This is a genomic window from Denitromonas ohlonensis, from assembly GCF_007625205.1.
In the GTDB taxonomy this organism is placed as follows: Bacteria; Pseudomonadota; Gammaproteobacteria; order Burkholderiales; family Rhodocyclaceae; genus Nitrogeniibacter; species Nitrogeniibacter ohlonensis.
The window spans coordinates 64865-88962 of record NZ_VMNI01000010.1; the positions used below are offsets into that span (position 1 = coordinate 64865).

17 protein-coding genes and 1 tRNA gene are annotated in these 24098 nt (G+C 60.1%); 15 read left to right on the forward strand and 3 right to left on the reverse strand.

Annotated elements, in window-relative coordinates; all coding sequences use genetic code 11:
• The first annotated feature begins 83 nt into the window (after window positions 1-83).
• The 5 genes from FHP89_RS11275 (at window position 84) to FHP89_RS11295 (ending at window position 4589) form a co-directional block, all read left to right on the forward strand.
• Window positions 84-1052, forward strand: a complete 969-nt coding sequence (locus FHP89_RS11275) for a polyprenyl synthetase family protein (protein ID WP_144177974.1) — start codon at window positions 84-86, stop codon at window positions 1050-1052.
• Between the two features lie 23 nt (window positions 1053-1075).
• Window positions 1076-1152: transfer RNA gene (locus tag FHP89_RS11280), tRNA-Pro, on the forward strand.
• Between the two features lie 45 nt (window positions 1153-1197).
• Window positions 1198-2697 carry a site-specific integrase gene (locus tag FHP89_RS11285; protein WP_260851571.1) on the forward strand — a complete coding sequence of 500 codons (1500 nt, stop codon included), beginning with the start codon at window positions 1198-1200 and terminating at the stop codon, window positions 2695-2697.
• Window positions 2697-3191, forward strand: a complete 495-nt coding sequence (locus FHP89_RS11290) for a hypothetical protein (protein ID WP_144177978.1) — start codon at window positions 2697-2699, stop codon at window positions 3189-3191. The genes FHP89_RS11285 and FHP89_RS11290 overlap by 1 nt, the downstream gene beginning before the upstream one ends.
• Before the next feature lie 528 nt (window positions 3192-3719).
• Window positions 3720-4589 (forward strand): hypothetical protein, encoded by an 870-nt coding sequence (locus FHP89_RS11295; protein ID WP_144177985.1) that lies wholly within the window; start codon window positions 3720-3722, stop codon window positions 4587-4589.
• A gap of 101 nt (window positions 4590-4690) precedes the next feature.
• Here the strand turns inward: FHP89_RS11295 and FHP89_RS11300 are convergent, their stop codons facing one another.
• Both FHP89_RS11300 and FHP89_RS20950 read right to left on the reverse strand, forming a co-directional pair.
• Complete coding sequence (locus FHP89_RS11300; protein ID WP_186300309.1) at window positions 4691-4924, reverse strand: helix-turn-helix transcriptional regulator; 234 nt, start codon at window positions 4922-4924, stop codon at window positions 4691-4693.
• A 253-nt stretch (window positions 4925-5177) separates the two neighbouring features.
• Window positions 5178-5414 (reverse strand): hypothetical protein, encoded by a 237-nt coding sequence (locus FHP89_RS20950; RefSeq protein WP_186300316.1) that lies wholly within the window; start codon window positions 5412-5414, stop codon window positions 5178-5180.
• Here FHP89_RS20950 and FHP89_RS21350 point away from each other — a divergent pair.
• The 8 genes from FHP89_RS21350 to FHP89_RS11340 all read left to right on the forward strand — a co-directional run bounded on the left by FHP89_RS21350 (window position 5382) and on the right by FHP89_RS11340 (window position 16070).
• A complete protein-coding gene (locus tag FHP89_RS21350) occupies window positions 5382-5657 on the forward strand; it encodes a GSU2403 family nucleotidyltransferase fold protein (protein ID WP_391525644.1) in 276 nt (91 codons plus the stop codon). The genes FHP89_RS20950 and FHP89_RS21350 overlap by 33 nt on opposite strands.
• 185 nt (window positions 5658-5842) lie before the next feature.
• The gene (locus FHP89_RS11310; RefSeq protein WP_144177994.1) at window positions 5843-7405 is read left to right on the forward strand and encodes a type I restriction-modification system subunit M; all 1563 of its coding nucleotides are present in this window, start codon (window positions 5843-5845) and stop codon (window positions 7403-7405) included.
• Complete coding sequence (locus FHP89_RS11315) at window positions 7402-8469, forward strand: virulence RhuM family protein (RefSeq protein WP_144177996.1); 1068 nt, start codon at window positions 7402-7404, stop codon at window positions 8467-8469. The genes FHP89_RS11310 and FHP89_RS11315 overlap by 4 nt, the downstream gene beginning before the upstream one ends.
• A 70-nt stretch (window positions 8470-8539) precedes the next feature.
• Window positions 8540-9757 (forward strand): restriction endonuclease subunit S, encoded by a 1218-nt coding sequence (locus FHP89_RS11320; protein WP_186300310.1) that lies wholly within the window; start codon window positions 8540-8542, stop codon window positions 9755-9757.
• Between the two features lie 21 nt (window positions 9758-9778).
• On the forward strand, window positions 9779-10957 hold the full coding sequence (locus tag FHP89_RS11325; RefSeq protein WP_144178000.1) for an SIR2 family protein: 1179 nt from the start codon (window positions 9779-9781) through the stop codon (window positions 10955-10957).
• Window positions 10954-12804 (forward strand): ATP-binding protein, encoded by a 1851-nt coding sequence (locus FHP89_RS11330; RefSeq protein WP_144178002.1) that lies wholly within the window; start codon window positions 10954-10956, stop codon window positions 12802-12804. The genes FHP89_RS11325 and FHP89_RS11330 overlap by 4 nt, the downstream gene beginning before the upstream one ends.
• A 4-nt stretch (window positions 12805-12808) precedes the next feature.
• A complete protein-coding gene (locus tag FHP89_RS11335) occupies window positions 12809-15730 on the forward strand; it encodes a type I restriction endonuclease subunit R (protein WP_144178004.1) in 2922 nt (973 codons plus the stop codon).
• A gap of 4 nt (window positions 15731-15734) precedes the next feature.
• Window positions 15735-16070: a M48 metallopeptidase family protein gene (locus FHP89_RS11340; protein ID WP_144178005.1), complete on the forward strand. Its 336-nt coding sequence runs from the start codon at window positions 15735-15737 to the stop codon at window positions 16068-16070.
• 553 nt (window positions 16071-16623) lie between these two features.
• On the opposite strand, the gene glnE is transcribed toward FHP89_RS11340, so the two are convergent.
• Complete coding sequence (glnE, locus tag FHP89_RS11345) at window positions 16624-19311, reverse strand: bifunctional [glutamate--ammonia ligase]-adenylyl-L-tyrosine phosphorylase/[glutamate--ammonia-ligase] adenylyltransferase (RefSeq protein WP_260851572.1); 2688 nt, start codon at window positions 19309-19311, stop codon at window positions 16624-16626.
• A gap of 75 nt (window positions 19312-19386) precedes the next feature.
• On the opposite strand from glnE, the gene FHP89_RS11350 reads away from it, so the two are divergent.
• On the forward strand, window positions 19387-23241 hold the full coding sequence (locus FHP89_RS11350; protein WP_144178009.1) for a YhdP family protein: 3855 nt from the start codon (window positions 19387-19389) through the stop codon (window positions 23239-23241).
• 1 nt (window position 23242) lies between these two features.
• Window positions 23243-24058, forward strand: coding sequence for a carbon-nitrogen hydrolase family protein (locus tag FHP89_RS11355; protein WP_144178017.1), 816 nt, complete (start codon window positions 23243-23245; stop codon window positions 24056-24058).
• Window positions 24059-24098: the final 40 nt, after the last annotated feature.

The window sequence follows — 24098 nt, forward strand, 5'->3', positions numbered from 1 at the left end:
CGGGCGCTGGCTTGACCATCCGGCTTGACGCTCTGGTGTCCCGCTCATACCATCGCCCTTTTCCTGCTCGCCGCGGTCCCATTTTGTCAGCCCAGCACCTCTTCGCTCCGATCGCCGACGATATGGCGGCCGTGAATCAAGTTATCCGCCAACGGCTCCACTCCGAAGTGGTGTTGATCCGGCAGATCGCCGAATACATCATCAACAGTGGTGGCAAACGCCTGCGCCCCGCGCTGGTGCTGTACACCGCACGCGCCATGGGGTATCAGGGCACGGCGCACCACGAGCTGGCGACCGTTGTCGAGTTCATTCATACGGCGACGCTGCTGCATGATGACGTGGTCGACGAGTCCTCCCTGCGCCGTGGTGCCAAAACTGCCAATGCCCTGTTCGGCAATGCCGCCTCGGTGCTGGTGGGCGACTTCCTCTATTCCCGCGCCTTCCAGATGATGGTGTCCGTTGGCGACATGCACATCATGGAAGTGCTGGCGGATGCGACCAACACCATCGCCGAAGGCGAAGTGCTGCAGCTGCTCAACTGTCACGACGCCGATGTCTCGGTGGATGCGTATCTGAAAGTGATTCGCTACAAGACCGCCAAGCTGTTCGAGGCGGCCGCGCGCCTTGGCGGCATCCTCGGCGGCGCCAGCCCCGACGTCGAAGCGCAGCTCGGTCGGTTCGGCATGCATCTGGGCACGGCTTTCCAGCTGATCGACGACGTGCTCGACTACTCTGGCGAAGAAGCGGCCACCGGCAAGCACCTTGGCGATGACCTCGCCGAAGGCAAGCCCACCTTGCCGCTGATCCACGTCATGCAGCACGGCACGCCGGCGCAAGCCGCGCTGGTGCGCAAAGCCATCGAAGAAGGCGGGCGCGATGCGTTCTCAGAGATCCACGCGGCCATTCTGGCCACTGGCGCGCTCGAGGCGACGCGCGAGTACGCCAAGCGTGAATCGAAACTCGCAATCGACGCATTGAGCGTACTTCCAGCTTCCCTTTTCAAGGATCGTCTGCTAGAATTATCGGACTTTGCAGTTGGGCGAGATCACTGATCTTCTCAGCTGCAAAAATGCGTCGGGGAATAGCTCAGCCTGGTAGAGCACTGCGTTCGGGACGCAGGGGCCGGAGGTTCGAATCCTCTTTCCCCGACCAAAAAACCCAAGCAAATCAATAACTTGGTTTGCAGGTTGCGGGAAGTTGGCTCAAAAGAAACACTGTTTGAGCCAGTCTTGCGCCAACCCGAGAAAAAGCCCACCGTTTATCGGCGGGCTTTTTTTTGTTCACTGCCTCTTTGTAGCTATACGGCACTCCATTTTTTTAGAAAAAAAGGAGTTCGCTGTGGCTGTCAAAAAGAACACTAGTAACATCATCAACCGCTCGCCATGGTTCGTCAGCGTGCGCGGGCGTCCGGAGCTTGGCCGGCAGTTCTCGTACCCGAAAAAAGCAGAAGCAGACGCGTACCAGAACATGTTGCACGACAAGGGCCTGATCGCGAGTGTGCGACAGCTTGAGACATCGTTCCAGTTGCGCATCAGGAGAAAAGGCGTGCGCGTGCAGCGCATCACCTTCGATACTTATGCAGCAGCAGAGCAAGCGCTTCGCAAGATCGAAAGCGACTTGTCTGTCAGCATTGTTCGCGACTATGCCATCGCTGCTCAAACTAGTTTCCGGGATATCGCTGACCGCTACATTGCTGAAGTTGCGCCAAAGCACAAAGGCGGGGAGATCGAAATCGGTCGCTTGAAGAAGATCTTGCGCGACCAGTCGTTTGTCGATAAGCCGCTAGCTGCTCTCCGGACCGAAGACCTTCAGGACTTTATCGGCGAACGGTTGGCTGATGTCCGACCCGCGACAGTCGATCGCGATATCGATGTCATTTCCCAAACGCTTCGCTACGCGAGCGACGTTTGGAAAATCGGGCCTGCCGAAAGTCCTTTGCTTGGGTTGAAGCGCCCGAAGTACTTCAATGAGCGCGATCGTCGGCTTGGCAGTGGGGACGAGAGGAGGTTGCTGGAAGCGGCGCGTGCGGACGAAAACGAATACATCGAGCCGGTGATCATCTTGGCGATTGAGACGGCGATGCGTCGCAGCGAAATCTTGTCGTTCTCTGCGCGTGACGTCGACTTCGATCGCCGTTTTATCTTGTTACGCGAAACCAAGAATGGCCAGTCGAGGAAAGTGCCGCTTACGAGGCGCGCAATGTCCGTGCTACGTGGACTGCCTGACCGGGGCGATGCGCCGCTGCTCAAACTCACGGCGAACGCCGTCAAGAAAGCCTTTTTTCAGCGCGTGTTGCCCGCCGCGGGGATCGCAGATCTTCATTTTCACGACCTGCGCCACGAGGCGATATCGCGTTTTGCAGAAACCGGTAAGTTCGAGTTGATTGACCTGCTGGCCATTTCTGGTCATCGCGATCCGCGCATGCTGCAACGCTATGCGCACCTGTGTTCGAAGAAGCTTGCGCAGAAAATGGATGGGGTAGAACGCGAAGACGAGATCGAAGAAGCTTACATCCATCGTGGGCGAAAACGGACCCTCCGGCGTAAGTGCGATGCGACGTTCCAAGTGGCAAACGGTCAGGCGGTCGAAGTCGAAATGTCGTCTGAAAACGTCGACGCGGACCCCGTGGTCTTCAGTGCAAGCGTGATCGATTTTGCTGCAATCCGCGCACGTCGTGTTGGCGGGAGGTCCGAATAATGAAGAGCCCGCACACACAAGAGGATCGGCGCTATTACCCTGTCCTCCCATCGATCGAATCTCAAACAGTCGCGTTTGTCCTCGCAGCTCGGGCTGTGCGCGAAATCCGCCCATCTTATGCTGCGCTACTTGAGTGGCAAGGCTTCGAAGCGTACCTGCGCTACCACGCGTGTTGGCAGTGGGGGAGTCTCGTGTCTGTCGGCGAAGTCGTGACAATCGCGCGTGTCGACGTGCCCGAAGCGTTTCAAAAACGAGGCTGGTTTATGCGCTACGTTCAGTTGTGTCACGCGCTCTCGGCAGGTGGTGTGGTGATCGAAAGCGTCTTCAATTCGCATCTGCTCAATGCGTTGCGACGCCGTGATTTCATGGTTGAATTCGAGCCTCATTGCTTCTTTTTGCCGCGATCTGTGGCCTCGGGAGTGATTGTGGATCCGAGTCCCCTTTGCATTCGCACGACGCTGCAAGCGAGGGGACTGCCGGGCATGAAGCGTTAGTCCGGGCAAGAGAAAATCGGGGCTGCACTGGCAGCCTCGATTGCTTTTCTACGTCCAAAATATCACTCGTTCCAGGCGCCCGCAGGGCTGCGTAGCAAAGCCGATAGGCGTCTTGCGGAGCGGCCGGCAGCCCCCCAGGGAGGCCGGCGCCCTTTGGGGGGAGCCGTTTTGCGTACGACGCGCCGTCCAGGCGTGTCGAGCCGCCCCAGCGGCGTTAGCAAAAAGGGGGGCGAGTTAGCCCCCGCAGGCCGGACGCGCGCAGGGCGGGGGGCCCCATGCTCAGTCGGTCCGCAGGGCCGGCGCGTCCTGAGCGTGGGGCCCCCCGGCCGGCGGCAACGACGGGTGGGCGGCCTGCGCAATACGGAAGCGGGGCCCAAGCCCCGCAGCGACTGGCCGTGCGTTCAGCGCGGGAAAAGGAGCGGTTCCGGACCCCGTTCCCAGAGGCAATTCCAGAAAAAAGAACGGGCGAGGGGACTTGCCACGGAACAGTAGCTATACGTGTTTTCCAACTCCAAAAGGAGAACACGCATGACGTTTCAAAAAGACCAGCAGAGCAAAGATGGGCGCGCGATCGCACAAATTAACGAACAACGTGTGCTCAAAGTTGTGCACGATTTCGGACACATCCGCGTGCCTGAACTTGCAGCCGCCGTGTGGCCAGCCTCGAGCGTGGAATCAGGCGAAAAAATGGCGCGGAGAACGACACGACGCCTGCTCGATGCCGGCCTGTTGTTGGCCCGCACCAACGCGTTCGGCACGACAAGCTTTGTGTTGTCCGCGCGCGGCGCTGCCAGCCTATCAGCGCGCGGGATCGACGCGCGCGACGGATACGATATTCAAGGTGTGAGCGGGCCCACATTTGCGCACCGTACCTTGGGCACAGCGGTGCTTGCCAAGCTGCACGGCGGTGGAGGTACGGTATGGGGCGAGTACGCGGTCAACCATGATCGCGCGCCATTCACCATTGCAGAGCTAAGGCAGCGCTACGGAAAAATTCCGGATGGGGTCGTTGTTGGAGAAGTTCAGCAGCCGCACGATGCCACCCCGGTAACGTACTTGCGTTGGATCGAAGTCGAGAACACGTTCAAGTCAAACACAGAGCTCGACCGTGTAACCGATCTCATGAACACGTTCGCTGACGAAATGGACGCCCCTGGCGCAATCCGTTTTGCGTGGCTGTGGATCGTTGTGCCGACGGGCTGCCGGCACGAAGAACGGATCGTCGAGAGTTTCGGGCGGGTGCTTCCGAAATGGCGTCCAGAGGCGGCGGACATGGTGCACATCGTGCGGGTCGATGTCGTGCCGCCGCTGCGCATACAGCGTATCGAACTCGTGTCGCTGCGCGACCTCGCCGAGAGCGTCGGGCGGGGCGCGATACTTCCAGCATTCGAATACTAGGGGAAGGGCACCCGGGGGCCCCGGGGCCGATGCCCCCGGGTGCCATCAACTGACGCGGGTGCGTGCTAAAAATTGGCGAGTCGGCTACCGCGCGGTCTGCATCAAGAAGGAAACGCGGCGCGCGGGCGTCCGCGCCGTTTCTTGCTCGAATCAATGGCCGCCGCTTGCCCCGGTGTTACGCCGAATTGGGCATCGATCCATGCCGCGACATCCGCGCCGCGCCAGTACAGGCGCCGGCCGATCTGCGTGTGCATCGGTAGTTCGCTCTTTGAGATCATCGTGTCAATCGTTCGCTTCGACACTTGCAGCAATTCTATGAGGTCTTCTTTCGTCATCAGCGTTTTCATCGCCCGTGCCAATTTGGTTGAGGGGCGATGTATAGCTACGCGAACACAGCGATGCGCAAGTCAATGAAAAATTGTTGGAGATTAATGGGAAGCTGATATGAGTGTGATCCCAAATCCCAGTCGTGGCTTGGGCGTATGAGGCAGATCACGGGAACTCTGGTTCCTGTACAAATCGTCAAAATGCATAGTAGCTATCATGCGCCGGCGTGACCTTGACCTGGTCCGAAAGCCCCGGAGCAGGTCAAGCGGGCAGGTGGGCGCGCAGCGCCGCAATCCGGACGACCCCGAGCTTCGTCTGGATTTTGTGACCCCGGTGCAGCGCGATGGCAGGCCAGTCGTGATGCCAGAGCTTAACTTCGCATTCGAACCACAGAAGTTCATGGAGTAGTTGATTGCTGAGCCGGTGCAGGCTTGTGTTTTTTCCAACCGGGCCGCCTGTGTTGTGATGGTGCCAGCCCCAGCGCGGCTTGCAGTCCATAATCTCATCTTTTGCGGGGAGCGTCCTGGGCGAGAGCGAACCAAATCAGCCAAGAAAGTCCTTCAGAGTGCTTCATTGATCAGCTATTTCCTGCAAGACGGTCAAGCTGCGGTGGGCAACCTAGCCTGGCGTGAGGCGCTGGCCAGAGGCAAGGGGTGGCGTATCCGTGCGCTTCAAGGCAAAGACGCACTGTTACGCCTTGCTCCGGAGCTCTATGAATCGCGTTTTGGCACTTGTGAGTAACTTATTGGGCGCCAGAATGGCACGTCCTTGGCCGGAGCGGCCTGATGATGCTGGCTTTGATATAGTCCGCAATCGGTATAAAACCGTCCTTCAGATTTCCCTTCCCATTTGTATGATGGCAGGATGTCTCAAGTTTTCAATTCGTACCAATAAGTAGTTCGTAAACACGAAAGGTCATAACGCTGATGGCTAGCAACAATGGTAGAGAAAAATCCCTCGAATCATGGATATGGGACGCTGCCTGCTCCATCCGTGGTGCCAAGGACGCACCGAAATACAAGGACTACATCCTCCCTCTCATCTTCACCAAGCGCCTCTGCGACGTCTTCGACGATGAGCTGAACCGCATCGCCGTCGAAGTCGGCTCGCGCAAGAAGGCCTTCCAGCTTGCCAAGGCCGACCACAAGCTCGTTCGCTTCTACCTGCCCCTCGTGCCGGATGATCCCGAGCAACCGGTCTGGTCCGTCATCCGCAAGCTGGCAGACAAAATCGGCGAAGGCGTCACCACCCACATGCGTGCCATCGCCCGCGAAAATCCGCTGCTGCAGGGCATTATCGACCGCGTTGACTTCAACGCCACCACCCACGGCCAACGCGATCTCGACGACGACCGCCTGTCCAACCTCATCGAGGCCATCAGCACCAAGCGCCTCGGGCTCGAAGACGTCGAAGCCGACATCATCGGCAAGAGCTACGAATACCTCATCCGCAAGTTCGCCGAAGGCGGCGGCCAGAGCGCCGGCGAGTTCTACACCCCGCCCGAGGTCGGCACCATCATGTCCCGCGTGCTCCAGCCCGAGCCCGGCATGGAAATCTACGACCCCACCTGCGGCTCTGGCGGTCTGCTCGTGAAATGCGAGATCGCCATGGAAGAAAACGCCAAGGGAAAAAAGCGTACCGTCGCCCCGCTGAAACTGTTCGGCCAGGAGTTCACCCCCGAGACCTGGGCCATGGCCAACATGAACATGATCATCCACGACATGGAAGGCCAGATCGAGATCGGCGACACCTTCAAGAACCCCAAATTCCGGAGTAAAGGCAAGCTCCGCAGCTTCGACCGCGTCGTCGCCAATCCCATGTGGAACCAGGACTGGTTCGCCGAGGCCGACTACGACAACGACGAACTCGACCGCTTCCCCGCCGGGGCCGGCTTCCCCGGCAAATCCTCCGCGGATTGGGGGTGGGTGCAGCATATCCACGCCAGCCTGAACGCCACCGGCCGCGCCGCCGTCGTCCTCGACACCGGCGCTGCTTCGCGCGGCTCGGGCAATGCCGGCACCAACAAGGAAAAGACCGTCCGCCAATGGTTCGTTGATCACGACCTGATCGAGAGCGTGCTCTACCTGCCCGAAAACCTCTTCTACAACACCACCGCTCCGGGCATCGTGTTGTTCCTCAACAAGGCCAAGACCAAGGTGCGTCAGGGCAAGGTCTTGCTCGTCAATGCATCCCAGGTCTTCGAAAAAGGCGACCCCAAGAACTTCATCCCCGAAGCCGGCATCCAGCGCATCGCCGACACCCTCATCGGGTGGACCGAAGCGGAAAAACTCAGCCGCATCGTCGACCACGCCGAACTGAAGAAAAACGACTACAACATCTCCCCCAGCCGCTACATCCACACCTCGGATGCCGAAACCTACCGGCCCATCGCGGAGATCGTCGAGGAGCTGGCCGTAATCGAGGCTGAGGCGCGGGAGACGGACGAGGCATTGCGGAGCATCCTGAAACAACTGGGCGTGTCGGCATGAAAAAGAAACCGGACAACAAGGAAACTTCCCTGACGCGTTCCTCCGCCGTCGAATACCTCACCTTCGTCGCGGTACAGGGTCAAGGTGGCGTCGAGGTGGTTTATGCCGACGAGGACATCTGGCTGACGCAAAAAATGATGGGCGTCCTCTACGACGTGAAGACCCCCACCATCAACTACCACCTCAAAACCATCTTCGCCGACAACGAACTCACAGAGGATTCAGTTATTCGAAAATTTCGAATAACTGCCGCCGATGGCAAAAACTACGACACCGGCCACTACAACCTCTCCGCCATCATCGCCGTCGGCTACAAGGTCAACTCCGAGCGGGCCGTTCAATTCCGCAAATGGGCGACCACCGTGGTCAAGGAGTTCACCGTCAAGGGCTTCGCCATGGACGACGAACGCCTCAAGGCTGGCGGCACCGTCCTGACCAGGAAGTACTTCGAAGAACAACTCCAGCGCGTCCGCGAAATCCGCCTCAGCGAGCGCAAGTTCTACCAGAAGATCACCGACATCTACGCCACCGCCATCGACTACGATCTCAGCGCCACGGCCACCCAGCGCTTCTTCGCCACCGTGCAAAACAAGCTCCATTGGGCCATCCACGGCCACACCGCCGCCGAGGTCATTGTGGACCGGGCCGATGCCGGGAAACAGCACATGGGCCTGACCACATGGAAAGATGCGCCCCATGGAAAAATCCAGAAATTCGATGTCAGCGTCGCCAAGAACTATCTGACCGAACCGGAGATGGCGCAACTCTCCCGCCTCGTCAACGCCTACCTCGATGTCGCCGAAGACATGGCCCAGCGGCAGATCCCCATGACCATGCAGGACTGGGAAACACGGCTCAACCGCTTCATCGAAGCCACCGACCGGGAAATCCTGCAGGACGCCGGCAAAGTCACCGCCGAAATCGCCAAAGCCCACGCCGAAACCGAGTTTGAGAAATACCGCATCGTCCAGGATCGCCTGTTTGTCTCGGATTTCGACGCCGAAGTCATGCGGATCGCAAGGAATGATGAGGAAAGCGGGAACGAGGAAGGCGGTGCGGAGTGAGCGCCAAACGGAGCGGGGACATCGCGTCCGCTGTAGCCCCGGCGAAGGAGATTCTGGAGAAGATCGGGGTATGAGTGACCACGCGCAAAATGGCTGGATAAAAACTAGCATTCGAGAGCTTGAACACGCCGGCGACATAGTGCTCGGGCGCGGAAAGGTCATCTCGCAAAAGGACATTGAGGCCGATCCCGGCGACTACCCGGTTTACTCCTCGTCAGCCAGAGGCAACGGTGAGTTCGGTCGCTACGGCAAGTACATGTTCGACGAGGAACTCGTGACGTGGTCCGTGGACGGCGGGGGCAAATTTTTCTACCGACCGAAGAGCCGATACTCGATAACGAACGTCAGTGGTTTTCTCCGCGTCACCGCGAAGGAGAAGCTCGATACCTACTACACGTGGGCGCACCTATTCAGCATCTGGCTGACAATGACCTTTAATTACACGGAGAAGCTCCACCCGAGCATTCTTCGTGAAAGGTTTTCTTTCGCCTACCCTCCACTCCCCGAGCAGAAGAAGATCGCGCACATCCTTTCGACGGTGCAGCGGGCAATCGAAGCGCAAGAGCGGATCATTCAGACCACCACCGAGCTGAAAAAAGCCCTCATGCACAAGCTCTTCACCGAAGGCCTCCGCAACGAACCCCAAAAACAAACCGAAATCGGCCTCGTCCCCGAAAGCTGGGGGGTGTGCAAAGTTGGTGAAGTGGCGAAGATCCAGAGCGGCGGAACCCCCACACGTGAGGCCGCAGAAAACTGGATTGGCGGAACAATCCCGTGGGTGAAGACCGGTGAGATCAACTACTGCGTGATCCACAACACGGAAGAGAAAATCACACCAACTGGCCTTGCCAATTCTGCCGCACGACTTTTCCCAAAAGGAACCTTGCTAATGGCGATGTATGGCCAAGGAATCACTCGCGGGCGGGTAGGCTTGCTGGGGATTGAAGCCGCAACAAACCAAGCCTGTGCGTCGATCACGCCGACCGACAAGAAGCGGATTTCTTCAGTCTTCCTGTATTACTTCTTTGAGTATCACTACGAAGACCTGCGAAAGCTCGGTCATGGAGCGAACCAGCGGAACATGAATGCCGCTTTGATTCGAAGCTTCCCCCTCGCATTCCCGAAGCAGGACGAACAGACTGCTGTCGTGACCGCATTCGAGTCACTTGATCAGAAACGCGCCCTACACGAGCGTAAGAAGACTCAACTCCAAGACCTCTTCCGCACGCTCCTTCACGAACTGATGACCGCGAAGACCCGCGTTCATGATTTCGAATTTACAGCGTAATCGAGAGGAGCAACGAACCACATGGATCCGATCGCAAAAGACAATCTAGCCCAACTCGACAACCTGCTTGCTGCAAGCAACCAGTCATGGCTATTTGGAGCGGGCATCAGTCTCGATGCTGGAATTCCGCTGATGTGGCCTCTCACGGACCGCGTCTTTGCGAGAGCCAAAGACGAAGGTGAAGCGAACGACCTCAAGGTTCTGGAATTCATCAGAAGTCAGCTTTTCGATGACTCGCATATCGAGCACATATTGAGTCACCTCGGCGATCACCGCGCGATTGCCGACCGTTCAAAGGACAAGAACGTTACATTCGATGGAGTGACTCTGTCAGTTGATGAATTAGATGCACTTCACCAGCGCGTACTCACATGGATAGCTGAAACTATCCGGTGGGGATACAAGCCTGAGAAAGCTGACGGAACGCCAGAAGTAGTTGGAACCCACGAAGCGCGAATCGTCATAATCGACAACCACTCTGCATTTGTATCCGCGCTCTTCAATCGAAGCCAGGCTGGCGTAGCAGAGCGCCGACGGGCAGTCAGACTGTTCACGACCAACTACGACACTTTGCTAGAAGATGCACTCGCACTTGGAGGGTTCTCTTACTGGGACGGATTCTCTGGCGGAGCAGTCGCGTATCGTAGTCACCGGTATGGGGACGAAGAACCCAATCTCCGGGATAGGGCGCACGTTATCAAACTTCACGGATCGATTGATTGGCACATGGGTGAAGACGACCGCGTTTGGCGCGTTCGAGATGGTGATCTCTATCCAAAGAAAGTTTCTCGCGTTCTGATATACCCACAATCAACCAAATACCTCGCAACCCAACGAGACCCATTCGCCGCCCAATTTGATCTATTTCGTCGGGCGCTTGGCGCACGAGAGGAAAACGTTCTCGCGACATGCGGATACAGTTTTGGAGATGAACACATCAATCAAGAGATTGAATTAGCCCTCCAGCGCCCTGAGAACAAAACGACGATTCTCGCCTTTGCTCGAGGGATTAACCCCACGCTCGAACGATGGAGAACAGGAGCGTGGGGTAAACGAGTGTACGTCATCGCCGAAGATGGCCTTTATGTAGGCACTGATGGCCCATTTGCAGGTCCCGTCGCAGGTGGGAAACGCGACTGGTGGACGTTTGAGGGCGCAACCAAAATTCTCAATAGTGGTGCGGAGGCATGCGCGCTATGAATACCTTCGACTTAATTCCTGATTTGAGGATTGGGCACATTGTTGAAGTGTCAGGCACGGCGATTCGAGTGGAGCTGTCCGGTGATGTCACCGAACTCACCCGAACATATGAAGGACGTGTCTACCCCATAGGGCAAATTGGAAGCATCGTAAAAGTCCACTTCGGAAGACGCCTCGTGTTTGGTTTTGTAACCCTCTTGCGCATGCGCTCAGAGGAGCTACACGAGATCACGAAGCCCATTCCCCCTGATGCAGATCAAAGGTTGATGGAAGTCGAACTGTTCGCGGAAGGGATATGGAACGCTGCTGATCAAAAGCTGAGGTTTGTGCGTGGTGTCACCACATATCCTCTGCCGCGACAGAGCGTGCACCTTCTCACTCGTGAAGAGACCAGCCAGATATACTCGGCGGCGGAAGGTCAACAGAATGACGGCACCTATAGCCCACTTGTCCCCTTCGCTCACTACGTTGGCGCGGACAACGCGATTTGTCGTGCAAACGTGGACAAAATGCTGGGTATGCATTGTGCCGTCCTCGGGTCCACGGGCTCGGGCAAATCTGGTGCCGTTGCGGCCCTGCTGCACAGCATGCTTGATCACAAGCCAGAGCCGGATTCCGTCTGTCATCCGCGAATCCTCGTCATCGACCCGCACGGAGAATATGGGCACGCGTTCAAAGAGCGTGCGATCGTATATCGCGCCTATGATCCGCTTGGCAACGAGGAAACTGCCGGATCGCCAATTAGCCTTCCGTACTGGCTAATGTCAGCGGATGAGTTTCGATCTTTGGTCATTGGTAAGACGGAGCAAGAGGCAACTTCGCAGAACAACATCATCTATAAGGCAATCACCTATGCGCGAATGGTCGCGGCTGGCTTAATAGAGCCGTCGCCGACAGCATATGGCGGACCAGCCCCAACAGATGGACTGGATCACGATACGCCACGACCAAAGGACGGAGTAACCCTTGAGCAGTTGATTGAGTTTGATCACGACAAGCCACGGCCTTTTAGTCTTCAAGAGTTTTACAACCACATTTTCTACTTGCAGGCTGCGCGCGTACAAGGCGGAGTACTACAGAGCGTTACGGCGTCTGATTTCGCCACAAAATTCAAATCGATGCTGGACAAACTCTCAGTACTAAGGCGTGATCCGAGAATCCGTTTCATGATGCGCGAATGGAACAATCAAAGTCCTCCACTTGAGCACATCATTGCCCAGCTGGTCGGAAAACTCCAAGGGGAGGGCGGCGCCGATCAAGATATTCGCATTTTGGATATCTCGGGACTTCCGAACGAAGTTGCCGGGCCTCTTGCAGCGATGTTGGCTCGCTTGGTGTTCCAATACAAGGTCTATCAAACGACAGAAGAGCGGAGGCGTGACCCTGTTGTTCTCGTTTGTGAAGAGGCTCACCGATATGTCCCCGATAGAGGGGATGCAGAGTATGCAGTCGCACAAAATGCCATTCGCAGAATTGCACGAGAAGGCAGAAAATACGGGATAGGCCTCATGCTTGTAAGTCAGCGGCCCGCAGATGTGGAGAGCACAGTGATTTCTCAGTGTGGCACCTGGCTTGTCCTGCGACTCACCAACGCGGCAGATCAACAACACGTTTCTCGATTCTTGCCAGACGGACTTTCAGGCATGACAAAAGCGCTACCAAACCTTGCCCAGCAGGAAGCTATTTTCGTTGGCGAAGGGGCTGCTATGCCTGCTCGAGTTCGAATAAGAGATCTTTCGGAAGATAAACTTCCTAAATCGGAGACCGCGAAGTTTGCGAGGGGATGGATACTTGACCGACTCTCTGAAGCGGAGATTGCTGCAATAGCGAACAGAATGGCCGGCTAAATCCATGCCCACACCCGGAGAACACAAAACCGTTCAGTCCCGAATCCTCGGCTATGCTGAAGCCATCGGCTGGACGTTTGTGTCCCGCGAGGAAGCCGAGCAGCGGCGCGGTTTTGATCCGGAAGTGCCACCTGCCGACCGCGCCAGGAACCGTTCGCTGTTCTTCGACGATCTGCTCGACGCCAAGCTGCGGGAATTTAACCCGCGCTACGCCGAGGCCGAGGGTGCCTTGCTCGGAGCTTTCCGCCATCTCCACACCGACATCTACGGCAACCGGGAATTCGTCGAGCACCTGCGCAACCGGGGCAAGTTCTTCGATCACGAGGACAAGCGCGAACGCGACCTGATGCTGATCGATTACGACGATCCGGCACGCAATGTTTATGAAGTGACCGAGGAGTGGGCCTTTCATAACGGCCACTACGGCACGCGGGAGGATGTGGTCTTTCTGATCAACGGCATCCCGGTGCTGGTGATCGAGTGCAAGAACGCCAACAAGGACGAGGCGATTGCGCTGGGGGTGGACCAGATTCGTCGTTATCACCGCGAGACGCCGGAGCTGTTTGTGTCGCAGCAGTTGTTCACCGCCACCGACGCCATCGGCTTTTCCTACGGCGTCACCTGGAACACGGTGCGGCGAAACATCTTCAACTGGAAGGATGAGGAAGTCGGCAAGCTGGAGGCCAAGGTGAAGAGCTTCTGCGCCATCGGGCAGGTGCTCGCCTTTCTGAAGGACTACATCGTCTTTGCCGAGAAGGACGAGGAACTCAACAAATACATCCTGCGCCAGCACCAGACCGGCGCGGTGGACGCGACTGTCGGCCGTGCCCTCGAACCTAATCGCACGCGCGGCCTGGTCTGGCACACCCAGGGCAGCGGCAAGACCTTTACCATGATCAAGACGGCGGAGCGGCTGTTCCGCGCGCCTGAGGCGGACAAGCCGACCGTGTTGCTGATGATCGACCGCAACGAGCTGGAAGATCAGATGCTGAAGAACCTCGCCGCGCTTGGCCTGGGCAATCTGGAACACGCCAGCAGCATCGCCCGGCTGAACCAGCTGCTGCGCGACGACTACCGGGGCATCATTGTGACGATGATCCACAAGTTCCGTGACATGCCGGCGGACTTGAACATGCGCGCGAACATCTACGTCCTGATCGATGAAGCCCACCGCACCACTGGCGGCGACCTCGGCAACTTCCTCATGGCCGGCCTGCCGAATGCGAGCTTCCTCGGGTTCACCGGCACGCCGGTGGACAAGACGGTGTATGGCAAGGGCACCTTCAAGACCTTCGGCTGCGAGGATGACCAGGGCTACCTGCACAAGTATTCCATCGCCGACAGCATCGAGGACGGCACCACGCTGCCGCTGTACTACCAGCTCGCCCCCAACGAAATGCTGGTGCCGCATGAGACGCTGGACAAGGAGTTCCTGTCGCTGGTCGAAGCCGAGGGTGTGGCCGACATCGAGGAGCTGAACAAGATTCTCGAACGGGCGGTGAACCTGAAGAACTTCCTCAAGGGCAAGGAGCGGATTCAGCAGGTGGCGCAGTTCGTCGCCAAGCACTACCGCGAGAACGTTGAGCCGCTTGGTTACAAGGCTTTCCTCGTCGGGGTCGACCGCGAAGCCTGCGCGCATTACAAGCATGCGCTCGACCAGTTTCTGCCGCCGGAGTATTCCGAAGTGGTTTACACCGGCAGCAACAACGACGCCAAGCTGCTGAAGGAGTTCCACCTCGACCCGAAGAAGGAGCGGCAGATCCGCAAGAGCTTCGGCAAGCTCGACCAGATGCCGAAGATCCTCATCGTTACCGAGAAGCTCCTCACGGGCTTCGATGCGCCGGTGCTCTACGCGATGTATCTCGACAAGCCGATGCGTGACCACACCTTGCTGCAGGCGATTGCCCGGGTGAACCGCCCCTACGAGAACGAGATGCAGGAGATGGTGAAGCCACACGGCTTCGTGCTGGATTTTGTCGGCATCTTCGACAAGCTGGAAAAGGCGCTGGCCTTCGATAGCGAAGAGATTAACGCCATTGTCAAAGATCTCAAGCTGCTCAAGGTGCTGTTCAAGAACAAGATGGAGACCAAGGCCCCGGACACCCTCAGGCTGATCGAGCGCAACTTCAACGACAAGGACGTCGACACCCTGATCGAACACTTCCGCGATCCTGAGCGGCGCAAGGAGTTCTTCAAGGAATACAAGGAAATCGAGATGCTCTACGAGATCATCTCGCCCGATGCCTTTCTGCGCCCGTTCATCGACGATTATGGAACGCTATCGGCGATCTATCAGGTCGTCCGCAAGGCCTACACCAAGACCGTGATGGTCGACCGCGAGTTCCAGGCCAAGACCAACCATCTGGTGCAGGAGCAGGTGAGTACTTATGGCGTGGGCGGCCTGGGTGAGATTGTTGCGATTGATGGCAATACGATTGAGCTGATCAAGAACAAGCGCGGTGGGGACGGCACCAAAGTCATCAACCTGATCAAGAGCATCGAAAAACTGGCCGAGGAAGGCAGTGATGACCCGTGCCTCATTGCCATGGCGGAGCGCGCCAGAGCGGTGCAGGAGAGTTTCGAGCAGCGCCAGACCAGCACAGCCGAGGCACTGGCGGCACTGCTTCAGGAAGTTGAAACGAACGAGATTCGCAAAAAGGAGCAGGCCGAGAAGTCGTTCGATGGCCTGACTTATTTCGTCTATCGCAGCCTGCTCGACGCGAAGATTGAGAACGCCGAGGCGGTCAGCCGCAAGATTCGCCAGGCCTTTGCTGATTTCCCGAACTGGAAGCGAAGCGAAAACGCCCTCCGCGAGCTCAGGAAGAAAGTCACCTTCGCCATCTTTGCGGAAACTGACGATCTGGATCGGGTGACAGCGATGGTGAACGAGCTGTTCACCCTGCTGGACAAGGCAGACCGGATTTGACGTGATGACTGCGATCGATCAAAAGCGGGCGTTCAAGCAATGTGTCCGCCGGTGGGCCAATAAGCTGGAGGTGAAAGTTGTTTGGCTGGGCGTCCGTCCCATGCGTAACAAGTGGGCGTCATGCTCCACCAGCGGCCACCTGAACTTCAATGCCGAACTGCTCGACCTGCAACCCGAGCTGTGGGATTACGTTATCGTCCACGAGCTGCTTCACTTCTTTGTTCCAAACCATGGAAGGCTTTGGAAAAGCTTGATGCGTGCCCACCTGGGTGACTATGAGGCACACGAAGACGAGTTAAACCGTATAGCGCAAAACGCTTCGAAACAGCGGGCGCGCTGACGCACTCCGTTGGGTTTTTCGTTGAATGACCACGTCGGTGCAAACCGCATCACGGTTGTGGGCCAAGGACCGGATGGAATCAAACTGACGCTTGATTAGCCGCTCCGGCAGGGGGCCGGTCGCTGGTAGATCTTTGGTAAAAACGTCGTTCTCAATGTGCCTAGCAGGCGAGTGAACGCCAGGTGATGGCGTCAAATTACGTCACGGTCATAGAACTTTTGGAAAAACGTCGAAACCTGCATGGGATATGCAAATATCGTTTTCCTTGAGCCAATTTTGCGCCAATTATTCCGGTTGTGGTTGCATTTTGCTGCATGCAGGTGCATGCTAACGCACTGAAATCTATGGATTTCTAATTTTGTGTCGTAGGCTAAAAGTGGGCCGAAACGGGTTCGGGACGCAGGGGCCGGAGGTTCGAATCCTCTTTCCCCGACCAAAAACCGTTAGCAAAAAAGCCACTCGAAAGAGTGGCTTTTTTGTTTTCTGGCGTGGCTCTGCGCCAGCGGGTACCGCCCTGGCGCAGATTTCCAGCGATGTGGTTGGCGGTGGCCGCTTACGGCTCAAGCACGAGCGACCATAGCTGGCTCACCGCCTCACGGTGTGCGCTGATCGGCTCGGCGGGGACTTCGACCCGCAGCCCGTTGAGGCGTTGGCGGTGTTGCAGGCGGCGGAATTCGCGGTAGGTGTCGCCGCTGCGCTGTGCCAGTTCGGGAGGGATCAGGCCCAACTCACCAGCGATGCGCAGCAAGGCGATGTTGCCGAGGTTGCCGGCGAGTTCGGGGTGCTGGTGGGCGTGGGCGAGCACGAGGTACTGGACGATGAACTCGACGTCGACCAGGCCGCCGCGATCATGCTTGAGGTTGAACAGCGCGCTCTTGTTGCTGTGCGCCTCCCTCATTTTTTTGCGCATGGCAATCACCTCGGCACGCAGGGTGTCGTGGTCGCGTGCCTGGCGCAGCACATCGATGCGGATGGCTTCGAAGGCTTCGCCGACGCGCGGATCGCCCGCCGAGAAACGGGCGCGCGTCAGTGCCTGATGCTCCCAGCGCCAGGCAGACTCGAGTTGATATTTCCGGAAGGCGTCGACGCTGCAGGCGAGCAAGCCTGAATCGCCATTGGGGCGCAAGCGCAGGTCGGTTTCAAACAGCTGGCCGGCGGCGGTCTGGCTGGAGAGCCAGGTGTTGATGCGCTGGGCGAGGCGTGAGTAGTGCTCGGCGGCTTCGGGGTGCGGGTCGTCGTAGAGGAAGACGATGTCGAGGTCTGAGGCGTAGCCGAGTTCTTTGCCGCCAAGTTTGCCGTAGCTGACGATGGCAAAGGCGGGGGCCTCTTCGTGGTGGCGGCGACGGATCTTGCGCCAGCACAGCGGAATGGTGATGTCGAGCAGGACGTCGGCAAGTGCGGAGAGGTGGTCCGACAGGGCTTCGACGGTGAGGACGCCGGCGAGGTCTTGAGTGAGTAGCCGGAAGGCCTGGGTGTGATGCTGCTCGCGCATCAGATCCATCTGGCGTTCCATGTCGGGCTCGATGTTGTCGCATTGCTGGCGCAGATCGGTGGCAAAGGCCGGCCAGTCGGGCTGGCTTTCGAGCTGGCGGGCATCGAGCAGTTCGTCGAGCAGAATCGGGTGGCGGGCGAGGTATTGCGCCGCCCAGCGTGAAGCGGAAACCAGTTCGGCCACTTTGTTCAGGGCTTGCGGGTATTGCTGGAGCATGGCGAGGTAGGCGCCGCGGCCACCGATGGCGTCGAGCAGGTCGAGGCAGCGCGACAGGGTGTCGTCGGCGTTGCTGGCTTCGGCCGCGGCGTCGACCACGCGTGGCACCAGGGCGTCGAAGCGGCTTTTGATCTTGGGCGGCAGTTGCTGGTAGCGGGTGCCGCGGTGCAGGCTCTGAAGCCGACGGGCGGAGGTCTCGGGCTCGGCGTAGTTGAGTTTTTCGAGCAGGGGCACGATGGTGGGGATGTCGTCGGCTTCGAGCCAGACGGCGTCCAGGTCGTGGCCATCTTCATCCGGGTCGCCAAAGACCATGCTGAAGTGCTGGGTGACCTTGGCGCGGTGACGGTCGAGTTCGGCGAGCAGCGCGTCGTAGTCGTCAAAGCCCATGGCGCGTGCGATCAGCGCCTGATCATCGGGCTGAACCGGCAGGTCATGGGTTTGCGCGTCGTCGAGGTACTGGAGTCGGTGCTCGAGCCGACGCAGGAAGACGTAGGCCTGTTTGAGGCTGGTGACGACATTGGGGTCGAGCACGCCTTGCCCGGCCAGGAGGTCGAGCACCTTCTGGGTCGGCTTGATCTGCAGCTGTTCTTCCCGCCCGCCGCGAATGAGCTGAAACACCTGGGCGATGAATTCGATCTCGCGAATGCCGCCGGGGCCGAGTTTGATGTTGTTGGCGCGTTCCTTGCGCGCGACTTCGCGGCGAATCTGCGCGTGCAGGTCGCGCATGGCGTTGATGGCGCCGAAGTCGAGGTATTTTCGGAACACAAAGGGGCGGGTGATGGCGTTGAGTTGCTCAAAGCGCTTGCCGAGCATGACGCGTGCCTTGATCCAGGCGTAACGCTCCCACTCGCGGCCCTGGGCGATGAAATAGTTTTCGAGCATGTCGAAGCTGCACACCAGCGGGCCGGAGTCGCCGTTGGGGCGCAGGCGCATGTCGACCCGGAAGACCTGGCCGTGCTCGGTGATGTCGGCCAGCGCCTGGATGATGCGCTTGCCGAGGCGTTCAAAAAACTCGAAATTGCTGATGACCTTGCCGCCGCCGGTGTCGCCGTCGTCGGGGTAGACAAAGATGAGGTCGATGTCCGAGGACACGTTCAACTCGCGTCCGCCCAGCTTGCCCATGCCGACGATCAGCAGTTCCTGCTCCCAGGCGCCGGGCGCCAGTGGCAGGCCGTGGCGCTGCACCAGGGCTTCGCGCTCGATGTCATGCGCGACGCGCACCGCGTAGTCGGCGAAGGCGCTCATGGTTTCGGTGACTTCGGCCAGATCGGCGTCGCCAGCCAGGTCGCGCACGGCCAGGTGGCAGAGCACCCAGGTGCGCAGTCGGCGCAGTGCGGCGCGCATGCTGTCGCGGTCGAGGCTGGGTGGGTCGACAAAGGCGGCCATGGCGGCGGTGTCGAGTGGCGCATCGAGATGACTCGCCAGTTGCCCGGCCAGCCAGGTGCGGCTTTGCAGCATCTGCTTCAGATAGCGTGAGAAGGGTAGTGCGGCACGAATTTTTTCAGGCAGCTCGGCCTGTTCGATCAGGGACATGGCGAATCCGGCTTGGTAGAATGTGCGGGATGCGTTTGGCCTCATCCGGCATGCCGGTGGGTGCAACGCAACCCCATGGTGCTCCCAGTCCTTCAGGATACTCAAATCACTTCCGCCGTGCCTACTGCCGAGTCTGCCGCGCCGCGCCCCCCTCGCCGGTGGCGCCGCCGCATACTGACCGGTTTGCTGATCCTGTACTTCCTGTTTGGTGCGGTGATCCTTGTGCTGCGCTACGGCGTGCTGCCCGACATCGAGCGGTGGCGCGCGCCCATCGCGCAACAGGCGGCGGCCGCGCTGGGCGTGCCGGTCAGCATCGCGTCGATCGAGGCGGACTGGTCGGGGCTTCGGCCGCGTTTGCACTTGAAGGACGTGGTGCTGCGCGACAGTGAGGGCGAGCCCGCATTGGTGTTGCCGCAAGTCGACGCGACCCTGGCCTGGTCCTCCCTGCTCAAGCTGAAGCCGTATTTTCATCGGCTGGAGGTCGTCGCCCCCGAGTTACATATCGCGCGCAACGAGGCGGGCCTGTTGTCGGTGGCCGGGCTGCCGGTTACCGCCAGCGGTGAGGATGACGGCGAAGCGCTGCACTGGCTCATGGCGCAACGGCAGATCGTCATCCGACAGGCGACCGTGGTGTGGCGCGATGCCTTGCGTCAGGCGCCGCCGCTGCGGCTGGCGGATGTGAATTTTCGGTTGGTCAAAGGTTTTGGCAAGCATTCCGTGGGGCTGACCATGGCGCCTGAGGGGCCGCTGGCCGAACGGGTGGATGTGCGCGTCGATTTACGCGAGTTCGACGAGCGCGCGCCGACGGCGTGGACCGGGCGTGTGTTTGCGTCGGTCACCCGCGCTTCGCTCGATAGCCTTCACGCCTGGGTGGATGTGCCCGCCGCGCTGACCGGCTTTGGCAATGCCCGCGTCTGGATCGATCTGCTGGAGGGGCAGCCGACGCAGGCGACGGCCGATCTGGCGCTGCGCGATGCGCGCGCACAATTGGGCGAGGCCTTGCCGGCCTTGTCCTTGAATCGTCTCGGCGGGCGCATCAGTGTCAAACGCAGCGCGGCCGAGATGGCGCTGAGCACACAGCACCTGGCGCTCGAAACCCGCGACGGCGTGGTGGTGGATCCGACGGATTTGCGCGTCAGTCGTGGTGGTGCGGCGGCCAGCCAAGTCACGCAGTTTGAGGTCAATCAGCTTGATCTGGCGGCCTTGTCGGCCTTGGCCGTGCATCTGCCCCTGGACGAAGCCATGCGCGAGCGCCTGGCGGGGCTCGCACCGACGGGGCGTTTTACTCAGGTGGCGCTGCAGTGGACCGGCGATGCGGCAGCGCCCGCGGCGTGGCAGGTGTCGGCGGATTTCGATGGTGTCGGCATGCAGTCACGCGACAGCTTGCCCGGCTTGGCCGGGGTCAGTGGGCACATTGCCGGCAGCGAGGCCACGGGGCGTTTCCTGCTCGACAGCAAAGCCATGGCGCTTGATTTGCCCGCGGTGTTTGAAGCCCCCCTGGGTTTCGACACATTGTTTGCCGAAGGGGGCTGGCAACGGCGCGAGGGGGCGATGCGGATCGCGCTCGACAAGGCGCATTTTGCCAACGCCGATGCCGATGGCGAGGCCAGCGGCTACTACGAGCCGGTCGTGGACGGGCCGGGGGTGATCGATCTGCAGGCGCGCCTGAGCGAGGCGGACGGCACCTCGGTGTGGCGCTACATGCCCAAGGTGGTCAATCTCGACACCCGGCAGTGGCTGCGCGACAGCATTACCGCCGGGCGCGGGCACGATGTCCGGCTGCGCTTGCAAGGCGATCTGGCGGATTTTCCGTACCGCGAAGGCGGCGGCATTTTTCTGATCACCGGCAAGATCAGCCGCGCCAAGCTGGACTACGCGTCGGCTTGGCCGAAAATCGAAGCCATCGAAGGCGGGCTGCGCTTCGAGGGCGCACGCATGGAAATCACCGCCAGTCAGGGCCGGATTTTTGGCGTGCGTCTTGGCAAGGTGAAAGTCGTGCTGCCGGATCTGGATGTGCCCGACGAGGTGATCACCATCACCGGCGTGGCGAACGGCGGCACGCAGGATTTCCTGCGCTTTGTTGGCGACAGCCCGGTGCGCGAGCGCATCGACGGCTTTACCGACGACATGCGGGCCGAAGGCGACGGCAGCCTCGATCTCAAACTGGTGCTGCCGCTGCGGCACGTGGTGGATACCGAGGTGGTCGGGCGCTACCGTTTCAAGGACAACACGCTGACGGTGGTGCCGGGTCTGGCGCCGATCATCGAGGCGGCAGGTACGGTGAACTTCACCGCGAGCGAGCTGAGTATCCCGCAGGCCTCCGGGCAGTTGTTCGGCAAGCCGATGACACTCAGCGCGGCCACGCTGGCGGACCGCGGCGTGCGTTTCGATGCTTCGGGTGCGGCGCAATTGTCGGCCGTGAGCGCGGCGTATCCCTTGCCGGTGTGGCCGCATCTGTCGGGCGAAACGCCATGGACGGCGCAGATTACCGTGCGCGGACGGCAGGCCGATGTGGTGGTCGAGACGCCCCTGACAGGTGTCTCCAGCAGCTTGCCATCGCCGTTCAACAAGTCGGCCACGGAGCCTTGGCCGACGCGGGTCACGCTGCAGATGCCGCCCGACAGCCCCGTCAAACTCAGCGCCAACCTGGCCGACCGGATGAGCGTGCAGGTGGCGATCCCGCGCGGCAAGAACGCAGCGCCCGTGTCCGGTGGCGTGGGTATTGGTGCGCCGGCGCCGGCCAGCGAGCGCGGTGTGCTGGTGGCCATCGAGCAAGCGCATGTCGATGTGGACGCCTGGCGCATGGCATTGTCGGCCGCGTCGGCGTCGGCGTCGGGGGCGTCATCGCTGCCGCTGGCCCGGGTCAAACTGAACACGCCGCGCCTGAGTGTTTCCGGGCTGGATCTGACGGGGGTGGCGGCCGAGGCCAGACAAAGTGACGATGGATGGCGGGTGACGCTCAAGGCCAGGGAGGCGGCGGGCGTTGTCGATTGGTTGCAGGCGGGCGAGGGAAGCGTGCACGCCCGCTTTTCTCATGTGCTGCTTGGCAAGGGCGCGGAAGACGCCGCGGAGGCGGTTGATTTCAAACCCCCCGAGTCCTTGCCGGCGCTGGATGTGGTGGTCGAACGCTTCGGTCTGCGCGGCTTGGAGTTGGGGCGGCTCGATGTGCAAGCCTTCAATCGTGGCGGCCTGTGGCATCTGAATCGACTGACCCTGGGCAGTCCCGACGGTGTGCTTGCCGGGAGCGGTTTGTGGTGGCCGCAGGCGCCGGTAAAAACCGAGCTGGACTTCACGCTCGAAAGCCCCGATGTCGGTGCCCTGCTCAAACGCCTCGGCTATGCCGACGCGGTGCAGGGCGGGCGCGCCACGCTGGGGGGCAAGGTGGCGTGGCAGGGCGCACCCACCGATGTGGATGTGGCCTCGATGACGGGCGTGCTGAAACTCTCGGCCGAGGAGGGGCAGTTCCGCAAGCTTGAGCCCGGCGTGGGGCGTTTGCTCGGTGTGCTCAGCCTGCAATCCTTGCCGCGCCGTATCACGCTCGACTTCCGCGACGTGTTCAGCGAAGGATTCGCCTTCGACAGCATTTCCGGTAGCATCGATGTCGATCAGGGCGTGCTGCGGACCGATCCGCTCGACATCCGCGGGCCGGCGGCGAAGGTGCAGATGCGCGGCTCGGCCAGTGTGCCGAACGAAACCCAGGATCTGCATGTCACAGTACAACCGACCCTGAGTGAAACCGTGGCCGTTGGCGCCGCGCTGGGGGCCGTCAATCCGGTGGCCGGCGTCGTGACCTATCTGGTGCAGAAGGCCTTGAAAGATCCGCTGGAAAAAGTCTTTGCCTTCGAATACGACATCACCGGCACCTGGACCGAGCCGGTGGTGACCAAGACCTCATCCGCGCCGCCCAAGAGCGGTGCAGGGAGCCAATAGCATGCGTTTTGACGCGCCCGTTCGCATCGCTGCGATTCAGACCGTTTCGGGCCCGAATGTGGCCGAAAACCTGGCGATTGCCGGCGATCTGGTGGCCGAGGCCGCGCAGGCCGGCGCGGTGGTGATCGCGCTGCCCGAATACTTCCCGCTGATCAGCAGCGATGAAGACGACAAGGTACGCCTGCGTGAGCGCGACGGCAGCGGCCCGATCCAGCAGTTTTTGCAGGAGGCGGCCAAGCGCCACGGCGTCTGGCTGATCGGCGGCACCTCGCCGCTGGTGGCCGATGCCGGCGACAAAGTGCGCAATGCCACGCTGGTGTTCAACCCGGACGGCGAGCGGGTGGCGCGCTACGACAAGATTCACCTGTTCGGTTTCGACAACGGCGCGGAGCGCTACGACGAAGCCGAGACCATCGAGCCGGGCGAGTCGGTGATCTGCTTCGACGCGCCCTGTGGCCGGGTCGGCCTGTCGGTGTGTTACGACCTGCGCTTTCCCGAGATGTTTCGTGCCATGGGCCCGGTCGATCTGATCGTCCTGCCCGCGGCGTTTACCTACACCACCGGGCTGGCCCACTGGGAAGTGCTGCTGCGTGCCCGCGCCATCGAAAACCAGTGCTACGTGATGGCCCCGGCGCAGGGCGGACGCCATCCCAGCGGGCGGCGCACCTATGGCGATACCCTTATCATCGACCCGTGGGGCGAGGTGCTGGCGCGACGGGCCGAAGGCCCCGGCGTGGTGCTCGCCGAGATGGACCCGGCGCGCATCGCCGATGTCCGAACCCGCTTGCCGGCGCTGTCACACCGCCGCCTTTCCTGAATTGACTGACCGGGTCGCGCCTCTGGCCGCGGCCCCACTG